The sequence below is a fragment of the Streptomyces spinoverrucosus genome (genome assembly GCF_006539505.1).
Classification (GTDB): Bacteria; Actinomycetota; Actinomycetes; order Streptomycetales; family Streptomycetaceae; genus Streptomyces; species Streptomyces spinoverrucosus.
On sequence record NZ_BJND01000077.1, the window covers coordinates 19,898 to 40,011 of the forward strand.

11 protein-coding genes are annotated in these 20,114 nt (G+C 68.8%); 4 read left to right on the plus strand and 7 right to left on the minus strand.

Annotation, left to right across the window (positions count from 1 at the left end; translation table 11 throughout):
- Positions 1 to 150: 150 nt before the first annotated feature.
- A complete protein-coding gene (locus SSP24_RS36485) occupies positions 151 to 750 on the plus strand; it encodes an ATP-binding protein (RefSeq protein ID WP_141314548.1) in 600 nt (199 codons plus the stop codon).
- A gap of 50 nt (positions 751 to 800) precedes the next feature.
- Here the strand turns inward: SSP24_RS36485 and drmB are convergent, their stop codons facing one another.
- From drmB to SSP24_RS36505, 4 genes are read right to left on the minus strand one after another with little or no spacing between them, the layout of a single operon-like run.
- Positions 801 to 2,654 carry an MrfA Zn-binding domain-containing protein gene (drmB, locus tag SSP24_RS36490; protein WP_141314530.1) on the minus strand — a complete coding sequence of 618 codons (1,854 nt, stop codon included), beginning with the start codon at positions 2,652 to 2,654 and terminating at the stop codon, positions 801 to 803.
- The gene (locus tag SSP24_RS36495) at positions 2,651 to 5,908 is read right to left on the minus strand and encodes a helicase-related protein (protein WP_141314532.1); all 3,258 of its coding nucleotides are present in this window, start codon (positions 5,906 to 5,908) and stop codon (positions 2,651 to 2,653) included. Before SSP24_RS36495 ends, drmB begins: the two co-directional genes overlap by 4 nt.
- Positions 5,905 to 7,809, minus strand: coding sequence for a UvrD-helicase domain-containing protein (locus tag SSP24_RS36500; protein ID WP_141314534.1), 1,905 nt, complete (start codon positions 7,807 to 7,809; stop codon positions 5,905 to 5,907). Before SSP24_RS36500 ends, SSP24_RS36495 begins: the two co-directional genes overlap by 4 nt.
- A complete protein-coding gene (locus SSP24_RS36505) occupies positions 7,806 to 12,566 on the minus strand; it encodes a DEAD/DEAH box helicase (protein ID WP_141314536.1) in 4,761 nt (1,586 codons plus the stop codon). The genes SSP24_RS36500 and SSP24_RS36505 overlap by 4 nt, the downstream gene beginning before the upstream one ends.
- Positions 12,567 to 13,206: 640 nt before the next feature.
- On the opposite strand from SSP24_RS36505, the gene SSP24_RS36510 reads away from it, so the two are divergent.
- From SSP24_RS36510 to SSP24_RS36520, 3 genes are read left to right on the plus strand one after another with little or no spacing between them, the layout of a single operon-like run.
- Positions 13,207 to 15,339, plus strand: coding sequence for a helix-turn-helix transcriptional regulator (locus tag SSP24_RS36510; RefSeq protein ID WP_141314550.1), 2,133 nt, complete (start codon positions 13,207 to 13,209; stop codon positions 15,337 to 15,339).
- On the plus strand, positions 15,339 to 16,331 hold the full coding sequence (locus SSP24_RS36515; RefSeq protein WP_141314538.1) for a hypothetical protein: 993 nt from the start codon (positions 15,339 to 15,341) through the stop codon (positions 16,329 to 16,331). The genes SSP24_RS36510 and SSP24_RS36515 overlap by 1 nt, the downstream gene beginning before the upstream one ends.
- Positions 16,328 to 17,209 carry a DUF6339 family protein gene (locus SSP24_RS36520; RefSeq protein ID WP_141314540.1) on the plus strand — a complete coding sequence of 294 codons (882 nt, stop codon included), beginning with the start codon at positions 16,328 to 16,330 and terminating at the stop codon, positions 17,207 to 17,209. Before SSP24_RS36515 ends, SSP24_RS36520 begins: the two co-directional genes overlap by 4 nt.
- Positions 17,210 to 17,217: 8 nt before the next feature.
- Here SSP24_RS36520 and SSP24_RS36525 read toward each other — a convergent pair whose 3' ends face one another.
- The 3 genes from SSP24_RS36525 to SSP24_RS36535 form a co-directional block, all read right to left on the minus strand.
- Positions 17,218 to 18,438, minus strand: a complete 1,221-nt coding sequence (locus SSP24_RS36525; protein WP_141314542.1) for a DNA cytosine methyltransferase — start codon at positions 18,436 to 18,438, stop codon at positions 17,218 to 17,220.
- A 97-nt stretch (positions 18,439 to 18,535) separates the two neighbouring features.
- A complete protein-coding gene (locus SSP24_RS36530) occupies positions 18,536 to 19,507 on the minus strand; it encodes a DNA cytosine methyltransferase (protein WP_141314544.1) in 972 nt (323 codons plus the stop codon).
- Positions 19,504 to 19,905 (minus strand): very short patch repair endonuclease, encoded by a 402-nt coding sequence (locus SSP24_RS36535; RefSeq protein ID WP_141314552.1) that lies wholly within the window; start codon positions 19,903 to 19,905, stop codon positions 19,504 to 19,506. The genes SSP24_RS36530 and SSP24_RS36535 overlap by 4 nt, the downstream gene beginning before the upstream one ends.
- Positions 19,906 to 20,114: the final 209 nt, after the last annotated feature.

Consider the following 20,114-nt stretch of genomic DNA (forward strand, 5'->3'; position numbering starts at 1 on the left):
CGCCGTGCACATTGCATGGCGGGATGAGCGGGCTCCATGCTAGCCAGTGATGCGACTCACCGTGAGCGTTCATGACGCTGAGTTGCTCACGTCGGTGCCAAGGAGTCTTGAGATGGAAGGGGTCGGCTTTTCGTGATCCAGGAAGCGTGCATGCAGCGAAAGCCGTTGGACTTGGCGTTCACGGCCGAGCCCGAGGAAGTGGCAGCCCTACGTCGCATCATGAAGCTGCACCTGGGGATCTGGGGACTGCACGAAGTCGTCAACGAGGCCCAATTGTGTGTCAGCGAGCTCGTTGCCAACGTCATCACGCACGTTGGCCGCGGCACGCCCGCCACGCTGGCGGTCTCCATGAACGACACGTACCTGCGCATCGAGGTCCACGACCCCGACACCCGGGCTCTGCCCACCCTGATTCAGGCAGGATTCGACTGCGAAGGCGGTCGTGGGATGGCCCTTGTCGCAGCGGTCGCGGACCGCTGGGGGGTCGAGCTGCGAGCCGATCTGAAGGTGACGTGGTGTGAGTTGGCGACAAGTCCGGCCGACAGCACTCTGCCCACCGGCAGCCTCGCCTTGACCGACCTGATGAGCGGCGGCTCAGGGCCGCTCGGTATGGCCTTGGTCGAGAAGGCCGCCGTCGAGATCATCGCCGGCGTGCTCCACTGGCTTCGGGCACATGGCTGTGACCCGGACGAGTTCCTCGACCGGGCACAGACGCACTTCGAGGCGGAGACCGAGCCCTGGCTCAGCTGAAGTCGGCGCTCTGCGCTGTCTCATTCCGGGTTCGACAACGACCGTCGATGTCATATGTTCGCGAAGAAGCCCACATCGGGGTCGTCCGGAGTACCGACGAGCAGTGCGCGGTCGAGCAGGACGTTGTTGTGCTCGCAGCTCGTCTCGGGAAGCATCACGCAGGCGTGGCAGGCGGCGAGGTTGGTGCCGCCGGTGCCGGAGGCCTCCGCCTCGACGCAGAGAGGGTCGGAGGAACACCATTCGGCGCGGCGCACGGCCGAGCGGATCGTCCGGGCGAGGCGGTCCGGTTCGCCTTGGGCGACAAGCCCGCCCAGGCTGCCGGCGGAGTCGCTCGTCGCCGTGTAGACGAGGACTCCCGCCATGTTGTCGTCGGCGTAGAGGCGCTCGCGGAGAGCCGCGGCGGGGTAACCGGCGTCGAGACTCCATTCGTTGATGAGGACATGAGCCAGGGTGTGGAGCAGCACCATGCGGGGGGTGGCCGGGGAGGGCGGTACCCGGCTCGGGTCGGTGGCGCGCTGCTCCATGACCCGCATGTGTGCGGTGCGTATCCGCTCGGCGCGCGCCGCCACCGCGGTCGCGCGCGACCACGCATCGAGTCGGTCGGCGTCGAGACGGAGGAAGACGCCCTCGCCGCGGACCTCCATCGCCGGCAGCCAGGTCAGTTCCGACGCGGAGAGCGCGGCCTCCCTGCCCTCGGTCGGCGAGTCGGGATCGGCGAGTCGGGTGAACGCCTTGAGGGCGCGGACCTCGCGCAGCTTCTTCACCAGCATCGGGCCGGTGACGCCCAGCGGGTGGAGGACAGTCGGGTCGCCGAGCGGAGTCTCGCAGATGAACTGTTCGTCGCGGGAGCGCTCGCGTTCGTCGTTCCCTGCGCGGAGCCGCTCGTACTCCTTGTTGCGCAGGGCATGGTCTCGGCGGTCGAAGGTGGGAGGCTCGTCGCCGGTGGGGTCCTCCTCGCGTTCGGCGTCCAGGAACGCCATCACCTCGTCGACGGGGACCGGGCTCTCGCCCTTGAAGGCGAACTTGAGGCACATCTCCACCTCTTCGCGGCTGCTCAGCTTGCGTAGTTCGTCCCAGTGCTCGGCGAGCGGATCGGCACGGCCGTCGCTCCACGGCGGGATGGAGAGCGCCGACTTCAGCACCGGTTGCCACACGGCGGAGGAACCACGCTGGAGGGTGCGGGGGCTGAGGCCACAGGACTGGGCGGGCACGGACGTACCGAGCCAGGGACGGGTGCCGCGGCAGCGGAGACCGAGATCCTTTAGGGCGCTCTTGCGGAAGGAGCCCTCCATGGAGACCTCCGGCACCCCGCAGGTGCAGGAGACGAGGATCGAGCGGAGGGAAGAGCTGCGTCCGGAGGAGCGCAGCTTGAGCGTCCCTCCGCACTGACCCGCGGTGGTCGCGCCCGCACCGGTCGCACGATGGACCCAGTGCCAGTAGGGAAACTCGTCGAGGTGTCCTGCCTCGCAGGCGATGACGAAGCGGGAGGGGACCAGGTCTGCCTCGCACGTGCCGCAGACGCTTCTGCCGGGCGGCGGCGTGAAGTCCCGGTGCCGACGCAGCTCGTTGCACTCGGGGCAGGAGTGCATGATCGGGAAGCGGCGGACGCGGACGCCGTCCTTGCTGTTGTCGTCGGAGGCCGGAGGCAGCCGGAAGTGCTGGACGCCGAGGAGTCGGGCGAGCCGCCGCTCGTATATCCGGGGGGATTCGTCGGGGTTCCAGTGTTCAGCGGCCCCGTCCAGGCCGGAGACGACGAACGACTCGTGGTCGACGGCGACAAGCGATCCGACACCGTACGTGGTGATCATCTGGGAGCGGCGGACAGCGCCCCGACGGAGCAGGTTGTGGGCGGGAGCCTGACCGGCCGTGCCGGTACGGCGGCGGCGCGCGGGGGGCGGGGTCATCGGGATGCCTCCATGAACAGGGCGGACTCGGCGTCGACGTCGCGCAGGCTCCACAGGGTGGGCCATGCCTCGGCGTCCTCGGACTCGTCGTCGTACGACTTCAGGAGCGACGGCGTGCGTTTGCCCCTCTGGGGCTCGAAGAGCAGGCCGCCGTGCAGCTCGGCCTCGTCGCACCACCAGTCGACGAACTCGTCGAAGGCGCGGGAGACGGCCTCTTTCTCTTCCGGGATGACGCTGTCGGCGCGTTTCATGAGGATGTCCTTGATGTCCCGACGGAGCCGGTGCTCATAGGACTCGACCCGGCCGGCGGCGTCGTTGGGGCGGGCCTCGGGGATCAGGATGCGGGCCAGGGCGACGATCACCGCGTGCAGGCCGCGCTCGCGGGCCCGGGCAGAGAAGGGAGTGACGGAGGTGGACTCCACCTCGCGGTAGAGGGCGGAGTGGAAGTGCAGGAAGTTCTCGTAGTGCGAGCGGTCTCGGGAACGGGTCGCGTTGAGCATGACGGCGACCAGACCGGGATGGGCACGGCCGACGCGGCTGGTGGCCTGGATGTACTCGGCGGTGGTCTGCGGCTGGCCCATCACGGCCATCAGGCCGAGCCGATCCACGTCGACGCCGACCGCGATCATGTTCGTGGCGAGGAGGACGTCCACGGTGTCCTCGTCGGGGAGTTTCTTCTCGATGCCCTTGAGGCGGGCCGGGATCTCGCTGGCGTCGATCCGGCTCGTCAGCTCCGAGTAGTTGGCGGTGGAGCGGACGTCCACCCCTTCACGCTCGGCGAGCAGTTCCAGATAGGCCACCACGTCGTCGTGGACCTGGAGTTCGGCGGCGGACAGCAGCCGGAGGCTGTTGAAGTAGCCGACGAGGCTCCAGTACGCGTCGCGCACCTCGTCCGCGGTCCGTGCGTGCTTCGCCCGGTGCAGCAGGGTGGCGTACGTACGGATGAGGAGGGTGGACTGGCTGGTGCCGGGGGCAAGGAGGCCGACGTAGCGGCGGCTCGCCTTCTCATCACGGGGCGTCTCCACGGCAAACCAGGAGTCGCGGGAGTCCAGGCCGGCGGGCGGGAACTGGCGGACGGCGCGGTCGAAGAGGCTGCGGCCCTGGTCGGCGGCGCGACGGATGGTCGCCGTGGAGGCGATCACCTTGGGCCGGCCGGCCAGCGCGTCCACAGCGGTCTCGTAGAGGCCGGTGAGTGTTCCCAACGGGCCGGAAATCAGATGGAGTTCGTCCTGGACGATCAGCTCCGGCGGCGGGGTGTTGTCGGTCGAGTCGTCGAGGTTGAACAGCGCGGCGGTGGCCGGACGCCACGGCATGGAGGCGAACTTGTCGACGGTGGCGATCACCAGAGTCGGCCGAGCGTGATACACCGCCTCGTCGATCAGGTGGACGGGCAGGCCGTCGGCGAAGTCACAGTCGGTACCCGGGCAGCGGACGTACATCCGCTTGTCGTCCAGGTCGACCTCGTAATCGCGGGCGTCGAGGCGGGTGCCGCACCACGGGCAGGCGTGCAGCTGGACCGGATTCTCGGTCGCGAGGCGCTTGTCGAGGTCCCCGCGGAGTTCGGTGAGCTTGGCGTCGGCCTCCTCAAGGGTGTTGGGCGTGGCCGAGCGGCCGACCCACATGCCGAGGGAGAACTCCTCCTCGCCCAGCTCGGCGCGAGCCGCGAGGCGCATGCGCTCCATCGCGCAGAGCAGGATCGCGGCACGCTCGAACTGCTGGAGGGTGAGCAGCCGCAGCGTGTAGCGCATGAGTACGGTGACGCCGCCACCCTCCGCGCCGCGCCGGATGCGGCGCAGGAAGGCGGTGAGGGCGATCAGCCCGAGGTACGCCTCGGTCTTGCCGCCACCGGTGGGGAACCACAGCAGGTCGGAGACCTTGCGGTCGGGGTGCTGGGGATCGTCGATGCCGGCCAGGCAGAGCAGCACAAACGCGATCTGAAAGGGACGCCACCGGCCGGCGGCCGGGTCGGGGGCGCCTGCTCGGCCGCCCTTGATCCAAGCGCTGCGGGCGCGCTGATCGGCCATGGCGCGGTTGGCGAGCCGGAAGGCCTGCATCACGTCGGGCTTGGTGCCCAGCAGTTCGATGCCTTCGCGAATCCGGCCGAGCGCTTCGTGACAGGCCCTGACCTGGTCGCGGGCGGGCTTCTCCTGCGTGCTGCCCGCCAGCGCGTCGGCCTCGGTCTCCTTGCGGTCGATCCAGCGTTCGTAGCCTGCGGCGAGCGCCCCGAGAGCGGCCAGGACCTCGGCGTCGGTTCCCTCGGCGAGGCCCAGCATGGACAGGGCGGAGCTGTCGATCTCCGGGTTCGAGTCGGTGAGCAGCACCTCGACGGTGGGCACGAACTCGCTGCGTACCTCGGTCACCGCGGCCCGTACGGAGTCGGTCATGCCGATCGGCGGCGGCGTCCAGTCCCATTCGGCGGCGCAGCCGTGGCCGACGGCGAAGGTCGGGGCATGGCGGTGGAGCAGGCGGCTGGCGGCGACATCGGGGTCGTGCGCGGCGGCCGGGGCGGCGCGCTCGACGAAGGCGCTGGAGCCGTTGGCCGCGCGGACCGTCAGCCCGCACTGGAAGAGCGAGAAAGCGTCCTGGAGTTCACGTTCGCCGACCTTCTGGGTGTTGACCAGCGTCACTGTGACCGTGACCGTCCCGATGACGGCGTCGGGGCGCCGTACGTTTACGCGCAGGGCGACGTGGGATCCGAGGTCGAACCTCAGATCAGGTGCGGGCGTGGTCACGTCGACCGTGGTCTCCGGCAGCGCGAGCACTTTGCGTCGCCAGTGTTCCAGCTGGTCAGAGGTCGTGCGAGCCTCGGCCCGACGCGCCGGGACGGGACGGCCGTCGGCGTCGGTCGGCTCGTAGAGCGCGGCCCGCGCCCGGATCACGATCGCCTCGCTTATGGTCGGGTCGACCGCGAACGTGAGGCCCATCGACGAGGGACGGCGGGACCCGGCGGCACCGACTTCCTGTGCTGTGCCCGACTCCTCGACGCTGTCTCGGGCGCTCACCGGGGCGTCGTCCGGGCCGTCGTGCTCGGCGTCGTCCTCGCGCATCCGCTCCTCGGCGGCCGTGTCCGCGGCCCTCGGGTAGAGGACGCCGACCAGGTAGCGGTCGATCGGAGCGTCCTGGGTGAGGATCTCGTCCCGGTCGTCCGGAGCGGCGTCGGGGGCGGGACCGAGGAGTTCACGGCGCAGTCCCACCAGGAGTTCCTCGTCCCGGACCCGGTAGTGCTCGGCGTGCCGGCCTTCCACGTGCGTCATGCGCTCTTCTCCTCGTTGTCCTCGGCCCGCCGGTACCAGCCGATGCCGGTGATCCGGGGCGCGATCCACACACCCCGGTCACCGAGGCCGGCGTTGGCTCCGGCGGCGGTGCTGCCCGTCACGGTCTCCAGCGTGTCCACTCGTATGCCGTGGATCTCGTCGGGCCACCAGGGGTCCCATCCACCGTTCACCTTCTGCACCCGGAACAGTTCCTCCCGGAACCGCTGCGACGCCTCGCCGATCTCCTGCCCCTCGTGCAGCAGGGCGTACGGCGGGCTCTGCCGCTCGCCGAGCGGCATGTCGTGCCGCTTGCGCAGCATGACCTCGCCGCCCGGGCGGACACGCTCCAGGAGGTATGTCTGGGTCGCGGCGGCGTCGGCATCGTGTCCGGGCGGGTTGTCCGGGCAGATGTCGCCTGCCTCGGCGACGATGCCCAGTCGGTCGTACGAGCGCCAGGTGCCGACGTAGCGACGACCGTTCTTCCGGCCACCGGCCCGCTTGATGATCGGCATCCTGGGAGAGGCGGCGTGGAACAGATCCTGACGGGCGCGGGTCGTCGCCACGTACAGGGCGCGGGCCTCGGCCGGCAGGTCAAGTTCGGAGTCGTGCTGCTTGCGCAGTTCGGCTACGGTCGGCGGGGTCAGCACGATCACCCGATCGAACTCCAGGCCCTTGGCCTGGTGCACGGTGGAGACCAGGATCCGTACGGTCTCCGGGTCGGCGGCCTCGTCGGGGAAGCGACCGTCGGCGACCAGACGGCGCAGCCGGTCCAGGTCGAGCACCTTGCGCCCGCTCCCGCGTGTGGCCCGCCGCAGCACGGTCCACAGGGCGGCCGGGTTCGGCTCGTACGGCAGGGGGATCGCCGCGAGCAGCGATCGGAACCGGTCCTCGGTGAGGCCGGTGGCCTCGGAGCGGCGCAACAACTCGGCCACCCAGTAAGGCACAGGCCTCTCCTCGAGAGGGCGGCGGAGTCGGTGGTCGATGTCGTGCTCGTGGAGCAGCGCGGACACGACCAGGGCCTGTCGGTTGTCGCGGGTCAGAATCGCGCAGGTGTCGGTGAACGACCGCAAACCGATCAAGGTGGACGGGGCGGCGAGATCACCGAGGCCGTTCACCGGGGCCAGGAGCAGCTCTCGCAACTCCTCGTAGAGCGTCGCCGCCTCGTCGGCCTCGGTGAGCTGCTGGAGCCGGGGACCGTGCGCCAGCGCGAGTCGCGCCTCGGGGGTGACGGCTCGGAAGTTCTCGGTGAGGCGCAGCTCCATGAGGTCGTCGGGGTACGAGCGACGCAGCCAGTCGAAGAACCGGCCGGTCTCGGCGGCACGTTCGGTCAGGTCGTCGATCTGGAAGCCGTACACGCACTGAGCGGCGTCACCGACCACGGTGAAGCCGCAGCTGCTCTGGTAGCGGTCGAGCAGCGCCTCCACGAGTTCCCGACGTTCGGCCAACACATCCTGTGCCTCGTCGATCACCACATGGGCGGGCGGAACGGCGTCGCCGGATTCCAGCGCACCCTTCTCGATCGCCCCGGCCGCGGCCATGAGCCGCTCCTCGAAGCCGACCGCCGCCCACTCGCGGTCCGGGTAGGCCTGGCGGACCACTCCGTACGCGAAGGCGTCGAAGGTCTGCGCCCGGACCCGGCGGGCCCGCTCACCGTGCCGGGCGATCCGCTCCCGCAATTCGCGCGCGGCGGCCCGGGAGAAGGTGAGCACCAGGATCTCGGCGGCCTCCAGCGCCTCCTCCGGGTCCTCGTGCCCGCACAGCGCGTCGAGCCGACGCACCAAGGTGTGCGTCTTGCCCGCCCCCGCCCCGGCCGTGACCAGGACACGGGCGTCCCAGGGCTGCTCGACCACGGCCCGCTGCTCCTCGGTGAGTTGCGGGCTGTCGAGGTAGGCGTCGGTCACTCACCGCTCCAGAGGTGTTCGAACTGGGTGAAGGCCAGCTGGGTGTCGAAGTTCGCGATGTTGTCGCTGACGTTGAGGATCAGGCAGGTGTCCTTGCCGCCGTTCTTGCGGCCGCGCAGGCCGCGCCCGATCATCTGCTGGTAGACGTTGGTGCTGTAGACCGGGCGGGCCACCACCACGACCCGGGTGGCGGGGGCGTCGAATCCCTGGGTCAGGACGCCGTAGTTGGTGAGTACCCGGATCCGTCCCGCACGGAAGTCCTCGATCCGCCGGCGCCGGTCCTGGGCGCTGGTGGTCGAGTCCACGGCGGCGGCCGGGATCCGACGGTCGTTGAGCATGGCCGCAAGGTACTTGGCGTGATCCACAGAGGTGGCGAAGAGCAGGGTCGGCCAGTCCTCCGGCAGCCCGGCCACCTCGTCGACGATGCGGCGGCTGCGCGCGTGGTCGTCGGCGAGGCGCTGCTCGGCGGCGCGGGAGAGCATCGCCATCTGCTCGGCATGTGCCTTCTCGTCCCGGGTCAGCTCGATCCGGCCGCCCTCCAGGGTCCGGTGCTCGACCTGAGCGAGCATTCCCCACTCCTGAAGGTCTCGGTACGGATCACCGGACGGGAAGACACCCTCGTCGAGCCGCCGGTTGCCGAAGCGGTTGACCAGACGGCGGGTCTCCTCCTCGTTGGTGTTGCGGAACGGGGTGGCGGTCAGGCCGAGCAGGTGCCGTTGGGTCTCGTACTGGGTGAGGCCCAACTGCCCGAGGATCTGGGTGTACCGCTTGGACGTGGCGGTGTGCGCCTCGTCCACCATCACCAGCGCGGCCTGTCGCAGCCAGGCGTACTGCTGGGTGCCCAGGCACCGTTCCAGCTTGGCGTCCGTGGCCACCACCAGGTGCGGGTGGTCGGTCACGTCCCCCACCTCGTTGGTGCTCCACAACCGGCTGATGGTGAGCGGACGCTCGGCCCCCACCTTGCTCCACACGAACTTCCAGCTTTGTACGGCCTGTTCGCACAGTTCCTCGGTCTGCGCGATCCACAGCAACGGGCCCTCGAGGTCACCGGCCTGCTTGACCCAGCGGATCACGGCTTCGGCGGTGACCCGGGTCTTGCCGGCGCCGGTGGGCAGAGACAGCATGCCGCGCTGCGGGGCCAGCCGGTCGAGCAGGCCGGAGATGTTCCTCACCAGGTTCTCCTGGTAGACGTGGAGCCGGGGAAAGTCCTGCGGGCCGTCCACGGTCTCGAAGGCCGGCGGCGCCGGCGTCCTGGAACCGGCGAAGGACACGGGCAGCCTGAGGTCCGAGACGAAGGCGATGGCCTGCGACGAACCCGTGTACCCGACCGGCGCGTTGGGGAACTTGGCCTGGATGTCCCGGGCGTGCTGCTTGAGCACTCCGTCGCCGTGCGCGTTGAACGACATCTGCGCGACCCGGTGTCCGGACGGCTCCACACCGCCGGTCTCCCGCAACTCCGCTTCCATCAGGCCCTCGGGCAGCCCGGCCCGAAGGGCCTCGGCACCGATCATCAGCTCGATCTTGGTGACCACGTCCTGGGCCTCGCGTACGGCCTTCAGCGCGGCCTTCGTCTCGCTGTCCCGTGCCATGCGGTCCTGGTGCTCCAGCACCGACCGGCAGCCCGCCGCGCCGAGGCCGAGTCCCAACTCGCGGTCGATCAGGCGCAGCATGGGCTCGCTGTCGAGCGGGACACGGACCTTGACCGTGTCGCCCTGACGCACAGCGTCCAACGCAGTGGCGTGGGCGCCGTTCGGGGTGCGGGTCACCTCCTCCAGCTCTGCACACCGCTGAACCAGACAGTTCCGGTTGCTGCTGTTCAACCGCTGACGCAGCGCCGGGTACAGCTCAACGAGAGGGACCGGGTCGCTGTCCGGGACCTCACGGGTCTCCCGGCTGATCACGTCGGCGTAGCGGAGCATGCCCCACTTCTCGACCATCAGCTCGGCGTCCTCGGTAGTGGCCACGAGCAGCGCGGGCAGTTGTTCGGCGCGCAACGCCCGGTACTCCGCGGCGCCGACGGCAACGGTGATCTCGTCGTCGGGACGGGTGCTCCAGGTATCGCCGATCCGGCAACGGGTGAGGGAGCCCTCGGGGAAGTCGGCGCCGAACCGGGTCAGCATGACGTAGCCGGTTCCGACGAAGGTGTCGTCCTCGCTGCGGGACACCTCGGCGAGCAGCGTGTCCCAGCGCTCGGCCGGAACCTCGTCGACCGTGGTCGGAAGGCGCAGCTTGCGGGCCTTCTCCGGGGAGATGCCGGCAACCGGCAGCACGTCCCGGTAGGCGGCGAGCTGCGGCCCAACGGCCTCCCTCAGCGGCTTGATTCCCTGGGACGTGGCGACGGTCCCGTACTTCCTGAGCATCCAACGGATCGGCGAGACCACGGCCTGTCGCGTGCCCGACTGCGAGCCGATCTGTCTGGTCCAGTTGTCCACCACGGCGTCGTCGGGCAGCGCCCTAAGGAAGGCCGCGCGGGACTCCTCCGAGAGCGAGCGGAACAGGTGCAGCGGGCCGCCGATCGCGGAGCCCTCCACCTTGATCCGATTGAGGGACGGTCGAGGGGCGTGCGCGTCCAGGGTGCGCAGGTAGGCGGAGTGGACCGCTTCCCGGTACTCCTCGAACCAGGGCTCGCCCTCCGGCCGCATCGCGGCGGAGGGACGCTCGCGTAGACCGATCTCCGAGAAGAAGGGGAGGTCGTCGGAGTGGAATTTCTTGTCGACAGCGATGCTCGGGTCACGCTGTGCGTCCACCACCGCACCGGGCAGCATGCAGTCCCGCACCGGCCGGAACTTCCCGTCGGCGGTCCGCACTCGCAGGGTCTCCCGCGGCTTCGGCACCGTCTCGATGACCTTGTGGGCGAGTCGGCGCACCCCGGCCTGCCGGAACAGTTCCCAGAACCGCTCCCACTCGGTGTCTCCGTAGCCGTCGAAGCCCTGGTCGAGGACGCTGACGAAGCGGCCCTCGACATCGGCCTCCCGGATGCCGACAACGTTGAGCGCGTGGGCGAGCGACGGGTCCTGGGCGATCCCGTCCGCCACGTACACCAAAGACTCGGGCAGCCCACCCTGATCGGCGCGGCGGAACACCCTGCCGTGCACAGGGGCGACGAGGCCGTGCGACTCGGTCAGTACGATCCGGGCCTTCCGCGCCTCCTCGGCGTACGGGGAACGGATCTCGATCATGTCCGCGAGGATGCTGATGGCCACCGCCGACGCCTCGACGCTGCCGCTCTCGACCAGCGCCTCCAGCCACGTGCGGACGTCGGTTCGCCCGTGGCCGGCCGCGGCGAGGATGTGCTCGACCTTTCCGGAGCGCAGGGAGTCGGCCTCCACACTGGGATGCAGCCAGTTCGAGGGCCGGCCGGGGCAGTCGTGCCACATCCGCAGCCAACCGGCAAGCCGCTTCTGGTCCTTGTCGAATCGGGGATGCACGCGCAGCTCGCCGGGGACGCACAGAACGCCGTCCTGGTCGGGCAGCGAGGGGCGGGTCGCGCTTCGAGCCCAGATCTCCTGGGTGAGGTATCCGTCGGCCCAGCTGATGGCCTCCTTCACACGGCCGGGCAGCAGGGGAAGATAGGCGGCCGGGTCCTCGCCGGGGGCCAGGCGGGGGAGGGAGTCGACGACCAGGGCCGCCGCCACCTTGATCATTTCCTGGTTGAAGGGAGAGGAGTCCAGGAGGTTCTGCCGGTCCTCATTGGTCTTCCAGGCTCCGTTGAGCATGCCGCTCAGCGACATCTCGTACTTGGTCGGGAAGAAGGACCAGAAGCGGCCCCGGCCACGGGCCTTCGGGCTGACGTACAAACCGCTCTCCGGGTCCTTCTCCATGTCGGGCACGGCCCAGGCGAGGTCGAGTGAAACCCGGTCGTGGAGTTCACCGGCGTCGGCCCGGGCCGACGGGCCGGGTTCGTGGGTGACGGAGAAGACTCGCCAGCGGTTGGCGCTGGTGGGTTTCCCGGTGCGTTCCTCGATCACGGTGTGCAGATCACCGGACTGCTCTGCGGTCAGCACCCGACGCGCGAGGGGACGAGGGCGGCGGTCCTCCAGGACCACCTTCGACACATGCGGTGAGAAGAGCTGGAATCCGGCAGGGAACTCCTCCCGCTCCTGCCCATGGCTACGCGAACGCCCCCCGTGCATGTCCAGGCCGAGCCGGTCGTCCGCCCCTGCCAGCAGCGGCAGACGGACGACGGTGGTGGCCCAGCCCAGGAGTTCGTCGAGCACCGGGTCGGCGGCGCGCTCCGCTGCCTCGTCCAAGGGGCGGGCCATGCGCAGCACCGGAGCCTCGAACTCCTCGCCCAGGCGAGCCGTGACCTCGGGAACGGCACGGATCTGCGCGTACGCCCACTCCCGGTCGAATCCGAAGGAGCCCGTGCGGCTGAAGAATTGCGGGGTGTCGGTCACGACGAGCACGGATTTCACGCCGACCCCGAAACGCCCGATCTGGCCGCCGCGTTTCCGCGACATGCTCATCCGGAGAATCGTCTCGGCGCCTTCGGGGGTGACCGGAGTTCCCTCGTTGGCGCAGTAGAGATGAGTCTCCGTGAGAACGACGTGCGTCGTGCCACCGGACTCGGCGGCGATTTCGTCGGCGGCGTTCTGGACCAGCTCGAAGAGTTGCCGGTCGCCGTATCCGCCCTGGGTGATCCGCCTTTCACCGTTGGCGTGCTCCGGGATGAGGCCGGGATCAACCGCGTAGGTCCGGAGCACACGAGAGGACTGATCGACAACGGTCTTGAGCACGGGGGTCAGTTCGGGAGACACAGGACTCCGATCCGGATCGACGCCTGGTGGGCAAGAAGACAAGTGGCAGAGTCCGTAGGGGCGGATGCTGCCCTGGAGTGACGTTACGTCAGGTGAACTGCCGTACGCGGGTGATGACAGTGACGCGGCTTCAGGGGCGATGGTTCCGGCGGCCGTGGTGTGTTTCTGGTGGAAGTGATGCCCACGTTGCGCGGGGCATGACATTTCTGCAATGCGACCTACACTTCCGGTCAGTGAGTAGCCGGGAATGGCGACTGGGGAGGGTCGGAGAACGGAATCAGGCGTGTGAAAGGGGGACCCGCACGCCGTCGTCTGTGATGCCGTCGGAAAGGAGACGAAGGGAAAGACGGCACACTTCCACCAGGACGTCGGAGAGTTGTTTTTTCCGAGGCGGGTGGGGCCGCAGGAGGGACGGTACCCGGCCGTGTCGAGGATGCGCAAGAGGGTTCGAGAGCGCGGTTCCATAGGCCAGTTCCAAATGGACAATTGGCGCATATCCAATGAAACCCAACTGGGGGACTGGTTCAGGCACCTCGGGTCCCTGTCAAAGAACGTTTGACAGGAGGTGTGCTGTCAAAGAGGCGGGTAGGGTGGAGTTGCTGTCCGACGCAAGTGGAGCAGGATCCGAGAGCAGGTGACCGTGGAAGCAGGCGAGGACTTCGGTCCATGGCTGGCGCGGCAGTTGAAGCTCGCCGACATGACCCAGACCGAGTTGGCCCAGGCCGTTGAGGTGACGCGTGCGGCCGTCTCGGCGTGGATCACCGGACGGGCGACCCCTCGAACCGAGACGATCGAACGCATTGCTCGCGCCCTGAACACCGACCTGGCCACGGTGCACACCCGTACCACCGACACCCAGGCCGGCCTCCCCGTGAGCTGGTACCACCGTCCCGGGCACGCGGACGGCGGACGGGAGTTGGGCAACGCGGCCGCGTTCGCCTTCGACGCCGACGTGTCGGTGCTGGCGCGGGAGACCTGCCAGAACAGCCTCGACGAGCGACTCACGGCCAACGGGCAGCCCGTGCGGGTCCGTTACACCCTGCACGAACTCACCGGGGAGACGCTCGCGAGGTTCCGAGAGGCCATCCAGTGGGATGAGCTGTACCCGCACTACGAGGCGGCCCGTGCACAGGACCAGAAGGTCGGCCGGGTCATCGACGCGGGGCTGCGCGACATGTACGAGCACGACCGACTCGTCCTGCTGCGGGTGGACGACTACAACGCGGCCGGTCTGACGGGCGACGACTACAGCGACGGGCGCTTCGCGGCGGTGGTGCGGCGCCAGCTCGACAGCCACAAGTCCGGTACCTCTGCGGGTGGTTCGTACGGCCTGGGTAAGGCGACCCTGTGGGCCACCAGCAGGCTTGGGCTCGTGCTCATGAACTCCACGCTGTCGGAGCCGCACGAGGGCCGCACCGAGCGACGGCTCATCGGCCGCCTGGATCTTCCGTGGCGTCTGGTCGACGGCGAGCCGTGGGCCGGCCCGGCGTGGCTCGGGCGACCTGACCCTGAATCACCAGGAGCCCGCGTGGCGCGCTCCTGGTGGGCGGACGAGGAGACGGTCGCGTCCCTGCACCTCACGCGTGAGAGCGGCGAGCCGGGGACGTCGTTCCTGATCGTCGGGGCCCACGACGTGGCGAGCCTTGTGGACGACAATGCCGCATTCGAGGGCGACGAGGGCGAGGACAACGACAGCATCCAGCGGATGCATCGTCGGCTCGTTCGGGCTCTGGGCAAGAACTTCTGGGCCGCGATGACCGGCGGAGGGGACCAACTGCCCTTGCTGGAGGCATCCGTAAGGACCCTGCGCAATGGTGATGTGGCCATCGCCGAGCAGCGGGTGGATCCCGCGGTCGCCCAACCCTCCCGGACTCGCGCCTTGAAGGCGTTCCTGGACGGTACGACCGTGGAACGGCTCACGGAGTCCGGACAGGTCGCCCAAACCACCGTGCCCCTGAACCTCCCCGCCAGAGGCGGTGGACGAGCCTCTCAGGGAGGAGAGCACCGCGCCGTGCTCCTGGTGACGGACGCCGAGGACGCGGACGGCAAGCCGAACCGTGTCACGGCGATGCGTGGCAACCGCATGACGGTGCGAGACGCCGCCGTTCCCGGTCTGTCGCTGTCCACCAACCCTTTCCAAGCGGTGTTGCTCACCGGTGCGGCGGCGGGGCGGCAGGCTCCGTTCGCCGCAGAGGCCGAGGAGTTCCTGCGGGCCGCCGAGCCCCCGGAGCACAACAAGTGGGGCCAGACCGAGGAGTTGACGCTCACCTACTCGCCCTCCGCGTACCGGCGGATCACCTCCTTGACTCGGGAGACCAACGCTGCGATCAAGGAGTTGGTGGCTCGACCCAAGAAGCGCGCCAAGGCCGGGGGAGGGCGGCTCGCCGAGAAGGTGACCGTCGGCACGGGGAAGACGAGAAAGCCTCGCCTGTCGGCGGCGACTCTGCCCGTCCTGGAGGAGCTGGACGCCCAAGTGCTCGACAGCGGCGCCTGGCAGGTGATCGGCGAGATCAGGATCCCCGCCGGCGGACACACGTGGCGTCTCGCCCCCGTGGCCAAGTTCGACGTGCGCTCCGGGCCACGCCCCACCATCGCGTGGGCCGAGCTGGCGGGAGTGGACAACTGCGAGGTGGTGGACGGCACTCTGCGTTTCGCCGACAAGGCGCGTTCCGCGACCTTCCGTGGGATCACCGATCCCGCCACACATGCCGTCAGATCGAGTCTGAGCGGGCTCGTCGTAGAACTGCGGGCCGGTGAAGGGGAGTCGCTGTAATGAAGGTCTTCCCGTACTCGCGGCTGCGCGGCACGGTTTCGTTGCGAGTCGACGCGGTCAGCGTCAAGGCGCCCGAACAGCCTCGTGAACAGCTCGACTCGCGTGCGCGCTCCGTGACGGAACGCGTCGTCGCGCTCGGCCTGGCGGAGACGGAGGACTGGGAGACCGCCGCGCTGACCGTCTCGGCAACGATTCCGTCCAAGGCGACCGAGCCAGGTGGCCCGTGGTCCGACGTCGTGGTGGTCGCCGTGCTGACCGACCGGACGACCAACACGCGTGTCACGACCCGACTCGTTCCCGAGTCGGAGGGCGGACGCGAGTGGCGCGGTGAACTTCAGGTGCTGCGCGCCGACCTCTTCGAGCGCGGCGTCCTGACTGTACAGGTGGTGGCCACGGTCGACGGCGTACCCGGGCGGATCATCGCGGAGGCGACCGACGACTGGGTCGTCGACGCCAGGAGCGATGCGCCCGTGCGCGAGCAGACCTTCGACATCAAGGAGGTCGGGTTCGCCAAGGGCCCCCGCTGGCTCCAGAACTTCGTGGACATCCCGTGGATCGTGAACGCCGCGGGCAGACTCCCCACGGTCCACATCAACACTGACTTCGAGGGCATGACGGACGTCCTCAACGCCGAGGGGCGGGGACCCGAGGGACTGGTCAACGAGCTGATGGTGTCTCAGATGGCTGCCGACGTGTGGATCGCGGTGTTCCACTCGGCCATCGGAGAACTGGAGATCGAGGACGACGGCACTCCGCTGTTCCCGTACGGCTGGCAAGGCGAGGTACTCAGGGAGATGCTGCCCGACGTCGTGCCCGATCGGACCCTCGAGGACGCGCTGCGAGAGGTACACCGCCGGCGGGTGGGCGCGACCGGATGGACCGAACTGCAGCCGCGCATTCAGTACGCGGCCATGCGCCGGGCCGGTGTGCCTGCCGCGCTCACGGAGACGGTACGCGGCCTGGACAAGCTCAAGCGTGAGGACGAGGCATGACGGAGAGGCCCGACCACCTGCCCGAGTACCTGGCTCGGCTGGCCGACGAGAACGCGGCGCGGTTCATCGGCGACGGTTTGTTGTCCGGAAAGGACAGTGTCCCGGCGATCGCCCTCAACCAGGCGGCCGAGCCCTTGCCCGAGAGCCCTCGGTGGCGACTTCGCGCGCTGCGTGACCTGATCGACGACGCGATGTACATCTACCGGGACGACAGGCCGACACAGGCGGACGCCTGGCTCGCCCCACGCCTGCATGCGATCCTGCGCCTGACCCGGGCGGAGGCCGCGGACTCCGCGCTGTGGAACTATCTGGCTCTCGGCGTCGCCCCCGACTTCGTCGTCTGGCGGCACCGCTCCGAATCGAAGAAGACCGTTAACGCCCGTTATTTCAAGGGGCCTTACCACAAGCAGGCGTTCGCTCGGCTCTGGTGGTCGGCCGAGCTGTTCCGGAACGGGTCCGACTACGAACCGGTCGTTGTGGCCTGCGGCAACCAGGACATGCTGAACACAGTGCTCAGGTTGGACGTCATCGATCACCGACCCATCGCCCAGGCGCTGGTCGGGCTATTGCGCCGGGAGGTCGTACGGACGGGCCGCGAGGCGAACGCCCTGGGTAAGGCCGTCAACACAGCGGCCGCGACCCTGATGTACGACGCGATAGCGGCGGACGTGGAACGGGATGCCGGGGCTTTGCGGCGATGGATCGACGAGGCGGAAGCCGGTATCTCCGTGCAGCACCGCCCGCTTCCCGCCGGACCGGCCGAGGAGGGTGCTCCGCAGGACTCGGTGGAGCGCCTCACGGACCACTTCGCGGAGCTGTTCGCGGAGGCTCCCGTCCGGGGTAAGGAGGAGGGCCAGGCGGAGGCGGAGGAGGACTGATCGACTCCCTACGGGCGGGGAGGGCGCCACGATCTCAGCGCTTCTGTGGCACGCATCTTGTGATCCTCGTCCAGCCCCAGCGCCGTACACAGGACATGGATGGCCAGGAGCGGTGGGATCGCGTTGCCAATCTGCTGTGCGACGTCGGTGCCTCGCCAGGGGTACTCGGCCGGAAATGTCTGGAGCAGGCCTGCCTCGGGGAACGTGAATCGCTCCTGTTCCGGACCCAGTTCAGGTTCGCCGTCGTCGTCGATGCCCTTGAGTTCGAACACCTTGTTGCGGCGCACCTTGCCCGTGACCGTGGCGGCCGGCATGTCGGAGGTGCGGAGCCCTCGCTTCTTGGGGTCGCCTCCCGACCCGTAGTTGGAACGAACGACGAAGTCCGTGGAACGGGTTTCCTGGAGCGCGTCGCGCATAGAGACCCAACGCTCTGGTCCGTGGGGCTTGGCCGGAGACTCGAAGAGAGTGCTCTGCTGGACGTCATGGCGCGGCGTTTCGCGGCCCAGAACGGGGAGGCGCTTCACCCCCTTGCGATAGCGCTGATGCGTCAGCGAGGGGAACTCGATTCCCTGGCCCCTGGTCCCCCGGTAACGGGCGATCAGGACCGCGCGGCGCCGGGTCTGCGGCACCCCGTACTCCTCGGTGTGCAGGATGTGGCAGTCCGCGTCATAGCCCAGCTCGCGAAGGATGTCGCGGTACTTCCTCCAGACGGGCAGAACTGTGGGGACCTGCTCCAGCACCACCGCCTCGTAGGGAGCGGCCTTGAGCTTCTTCTCGACGATCCACCGCAGGGGCTGGAGGACGAGCCCGGTGCGCTCGTCGGCCCACGACAGTTCCTCGGCCCTCCGGTTCACCTCCGCCCAGGCACGCTCCAGAGCCTTCACGTTCTGACTCTGTCCCACGCGCTCGGCCAGGTCCTTCACTTCTTCCAGAGCCTTGTGGCCCTCACGGTTGCCGGCCACGGAGTACGTCTGGCAGGGCGGACCACCAGTGAGGACGCGTGCCGAGGCAACCGCGGAGTCGAGCGGGTTCACCTTCGCAACGTCGGGTTCCTTGGTGGTGCGCAGGTTCGCGGCGCGACGTGTCGCTCGGGTCGATTCATCCCATTCCACGCCAATGGTGGGCAATTCGAGCATCTCGGCCGCGATGTCCAGGCCCCCGGGTCCCGCGAAAAGGTCAACGATGACGGGTTCGTCCTGGTTTGCGTCCGGGTGAGGTGCTCGGGTCATGGTGTGGAAGTGTAGCCGGCTGTCGAGGTGCCTAGCCGCCCTGTCGTGCGACCGGTCGGCAGGTCAAGATTTCTGCTCTGACCTGTAGATTCTTCGTTCAGGAACGCAGCGCGTCGGCGACGGACCGACCAAGTGCCTCGCCCACCGGCGGAGGAGACGCGTGGCCGATCTGGCGGTACCGGGCCGTCTTTCTGCCGGTGATCTCCCAGTCCGGGGGGAAGCTCTGGAGTAGGGCCGTCTGGTCCACGGTGAGTCGCACCAGGCCTTCCCTGCCGAGATCCGGTGCCCAGACGAAGTCCGGTCCCGGGATCTCGTCGCCGATCGAGTGGGCGTTCACCCCCAGCTTCTCCCACTTCCGTTTGGTTCCGGCAGGTCCCAGGTCCGCCCCACCACGGTTCTTCGATCCACCGACCAGAGTCGGAGCCACGGTGACCGCCTGGGCCGCCCATCGGTCGGCGTCCTTCCAGCCGCGGGACCGCATGGAGGGGGCCAGAGCTTCGCCCACCGACACATGGTCAGCCACGGTGGGGGAGGGCGGCTGGAAGGAGGCGAACCACCGCCTCTTGATCGCCACCAGAAGCCCCTGCCGGCGGTCCTGTGGCACTCCGAAGTCGGCGGCGTTGAGGACGAACCAGCTGAACTCGTAACCGAGGTGCTCCAGTTCGGCGCGGGCGAACTCTCGGAAATCCCGGAATCTGTCCGAGTGTGCGAGCGTGGGCACATTCTCGACGATCAGCGCCCGAGGCCTTACCGCGTGGGCGAGGTAGACGGCAGCCTTCAGCAGCCGTTCCTCCTCACCCGACTCGGCCCTAGCGGCCGTGGCGTTGGACTTCACCCGCGGAAGTCCCGCGGACAGCAGGTCCACGTCGTAGGTTTCCGGATGCTCGCTGGGATCGAGGTCCAGGAGGTCCGCTTGAAGCACGTTCCAGTGGGGTCGGTTGGCTCGTAGGGTCCGGCAGGCATCGGCGTCCTCGTCCAGCAGCAGTCTCGGCTCGAAGCCTGCCCGCTCCAGTCCCAGGGCGAGTCCACCCGCCCCTGAGCACACGTCGACAAAAGTCAGCCCACTCAACGATTCTTCCCCCGTGTCCGTTCGGCCGTCCGTCGCTCCACCGCCGCCGCGACACGAAGTGCCACATCCCCCGGCGCCTCATGCTCCCAGAACCTGAGGACTTCCCAGCCGGCCGCCCGGAGGTGCTCAGTGGTCTCCACGTCACGCGCCATGTTGCGGTCCAGCTTGACCCGCCACCACTCTGCGTTCGTCCGAGGTTGCGTTGCGTGTTCAGGGCATCCGTGCCAGAAGCAGCCGTCCATGAAGACTGCGATCTTGGCCTTCCTGAATACGATGTCGATCGTGCGGCGGGGCATGCCGGGTACCGGCACATTCACTCGATACCGCAGGCCAGAGGCGAACAGGAGCCGTCGGACCGCCACCTCTTGGGCCGTGTCGCGAGAACTCTGACGGCTCATGCGGGCGGAGACGGAGGGCGAGGACGGGACGGCTTCTGACACGCAAGTATTCTGCCGGCGCCTCAGTGGCATTGACGGCGTGCTGCTGTTTCCACAGGCGTCGGAATAGGCGTTGGCTTCAAGGCCCCCATGGCCGCCCGGCTTTTGTGAGGGTGGCGGTTCCGGGGCGAGTGTCAAGAGCGCCCTTCGGGCGTCGGCTTCGCCGATTT

Excerpts from the sequence above, each read along its gene's own strand:
- SSP24_RS36485 (WP_141314548.1), top strand. The coding sequence starts at position 151 with ATGCAGCGAAAGCCGTTGGACTTGGCGTTCACGGCCGAGCCCGAGGAA.
- drmB (WP_141314530.1), bottom strand. The coding sequence starts at position 2,654 with ATGACCCCGCCCCCCGCGCGCCGCCGCCGTACCGGCACGGCCGGTCAG.
- SSP24_RS36495 (WP_141314532.1), bottom strand. The coding sequence starts at position 5,908 with ATGACGCACGTGGAAGGCCGGCACGCCGAGCACTACCGGGTCCGGGAC.
- SSP24_RS36515 (WP_141314538.1), top strand. The coding sequence starts at position 15,339 with ATGAAGGTCTTCCCGTACTCGCGGCTGCGCGGCACGGTTTCGTTGCGA.
- SSP24_RS36520 (WP_141314540.1), top strand. The coding sequence starts at position 16,328 with ATGACGGAGAGGCCCGACCACCTGCCCGAGTACCTGGCTCGGCTGGCC.
- SSP24_RS36525 (WP_141314542.1), bottom strand. The coding sequence starts at position 18,438 with ATGACCCGAGCACCTCACCCGGACGCAAACCAGGACGAACCCGTCATC.
- SSP24_RS36535 (WP_141314552.1), bottom strand. The coding sequence starts at position 19,905 with ATGAGCCGTCAGAGTTCTCGCGACACGGCCCAAGAGGTGGCGGTCCGA.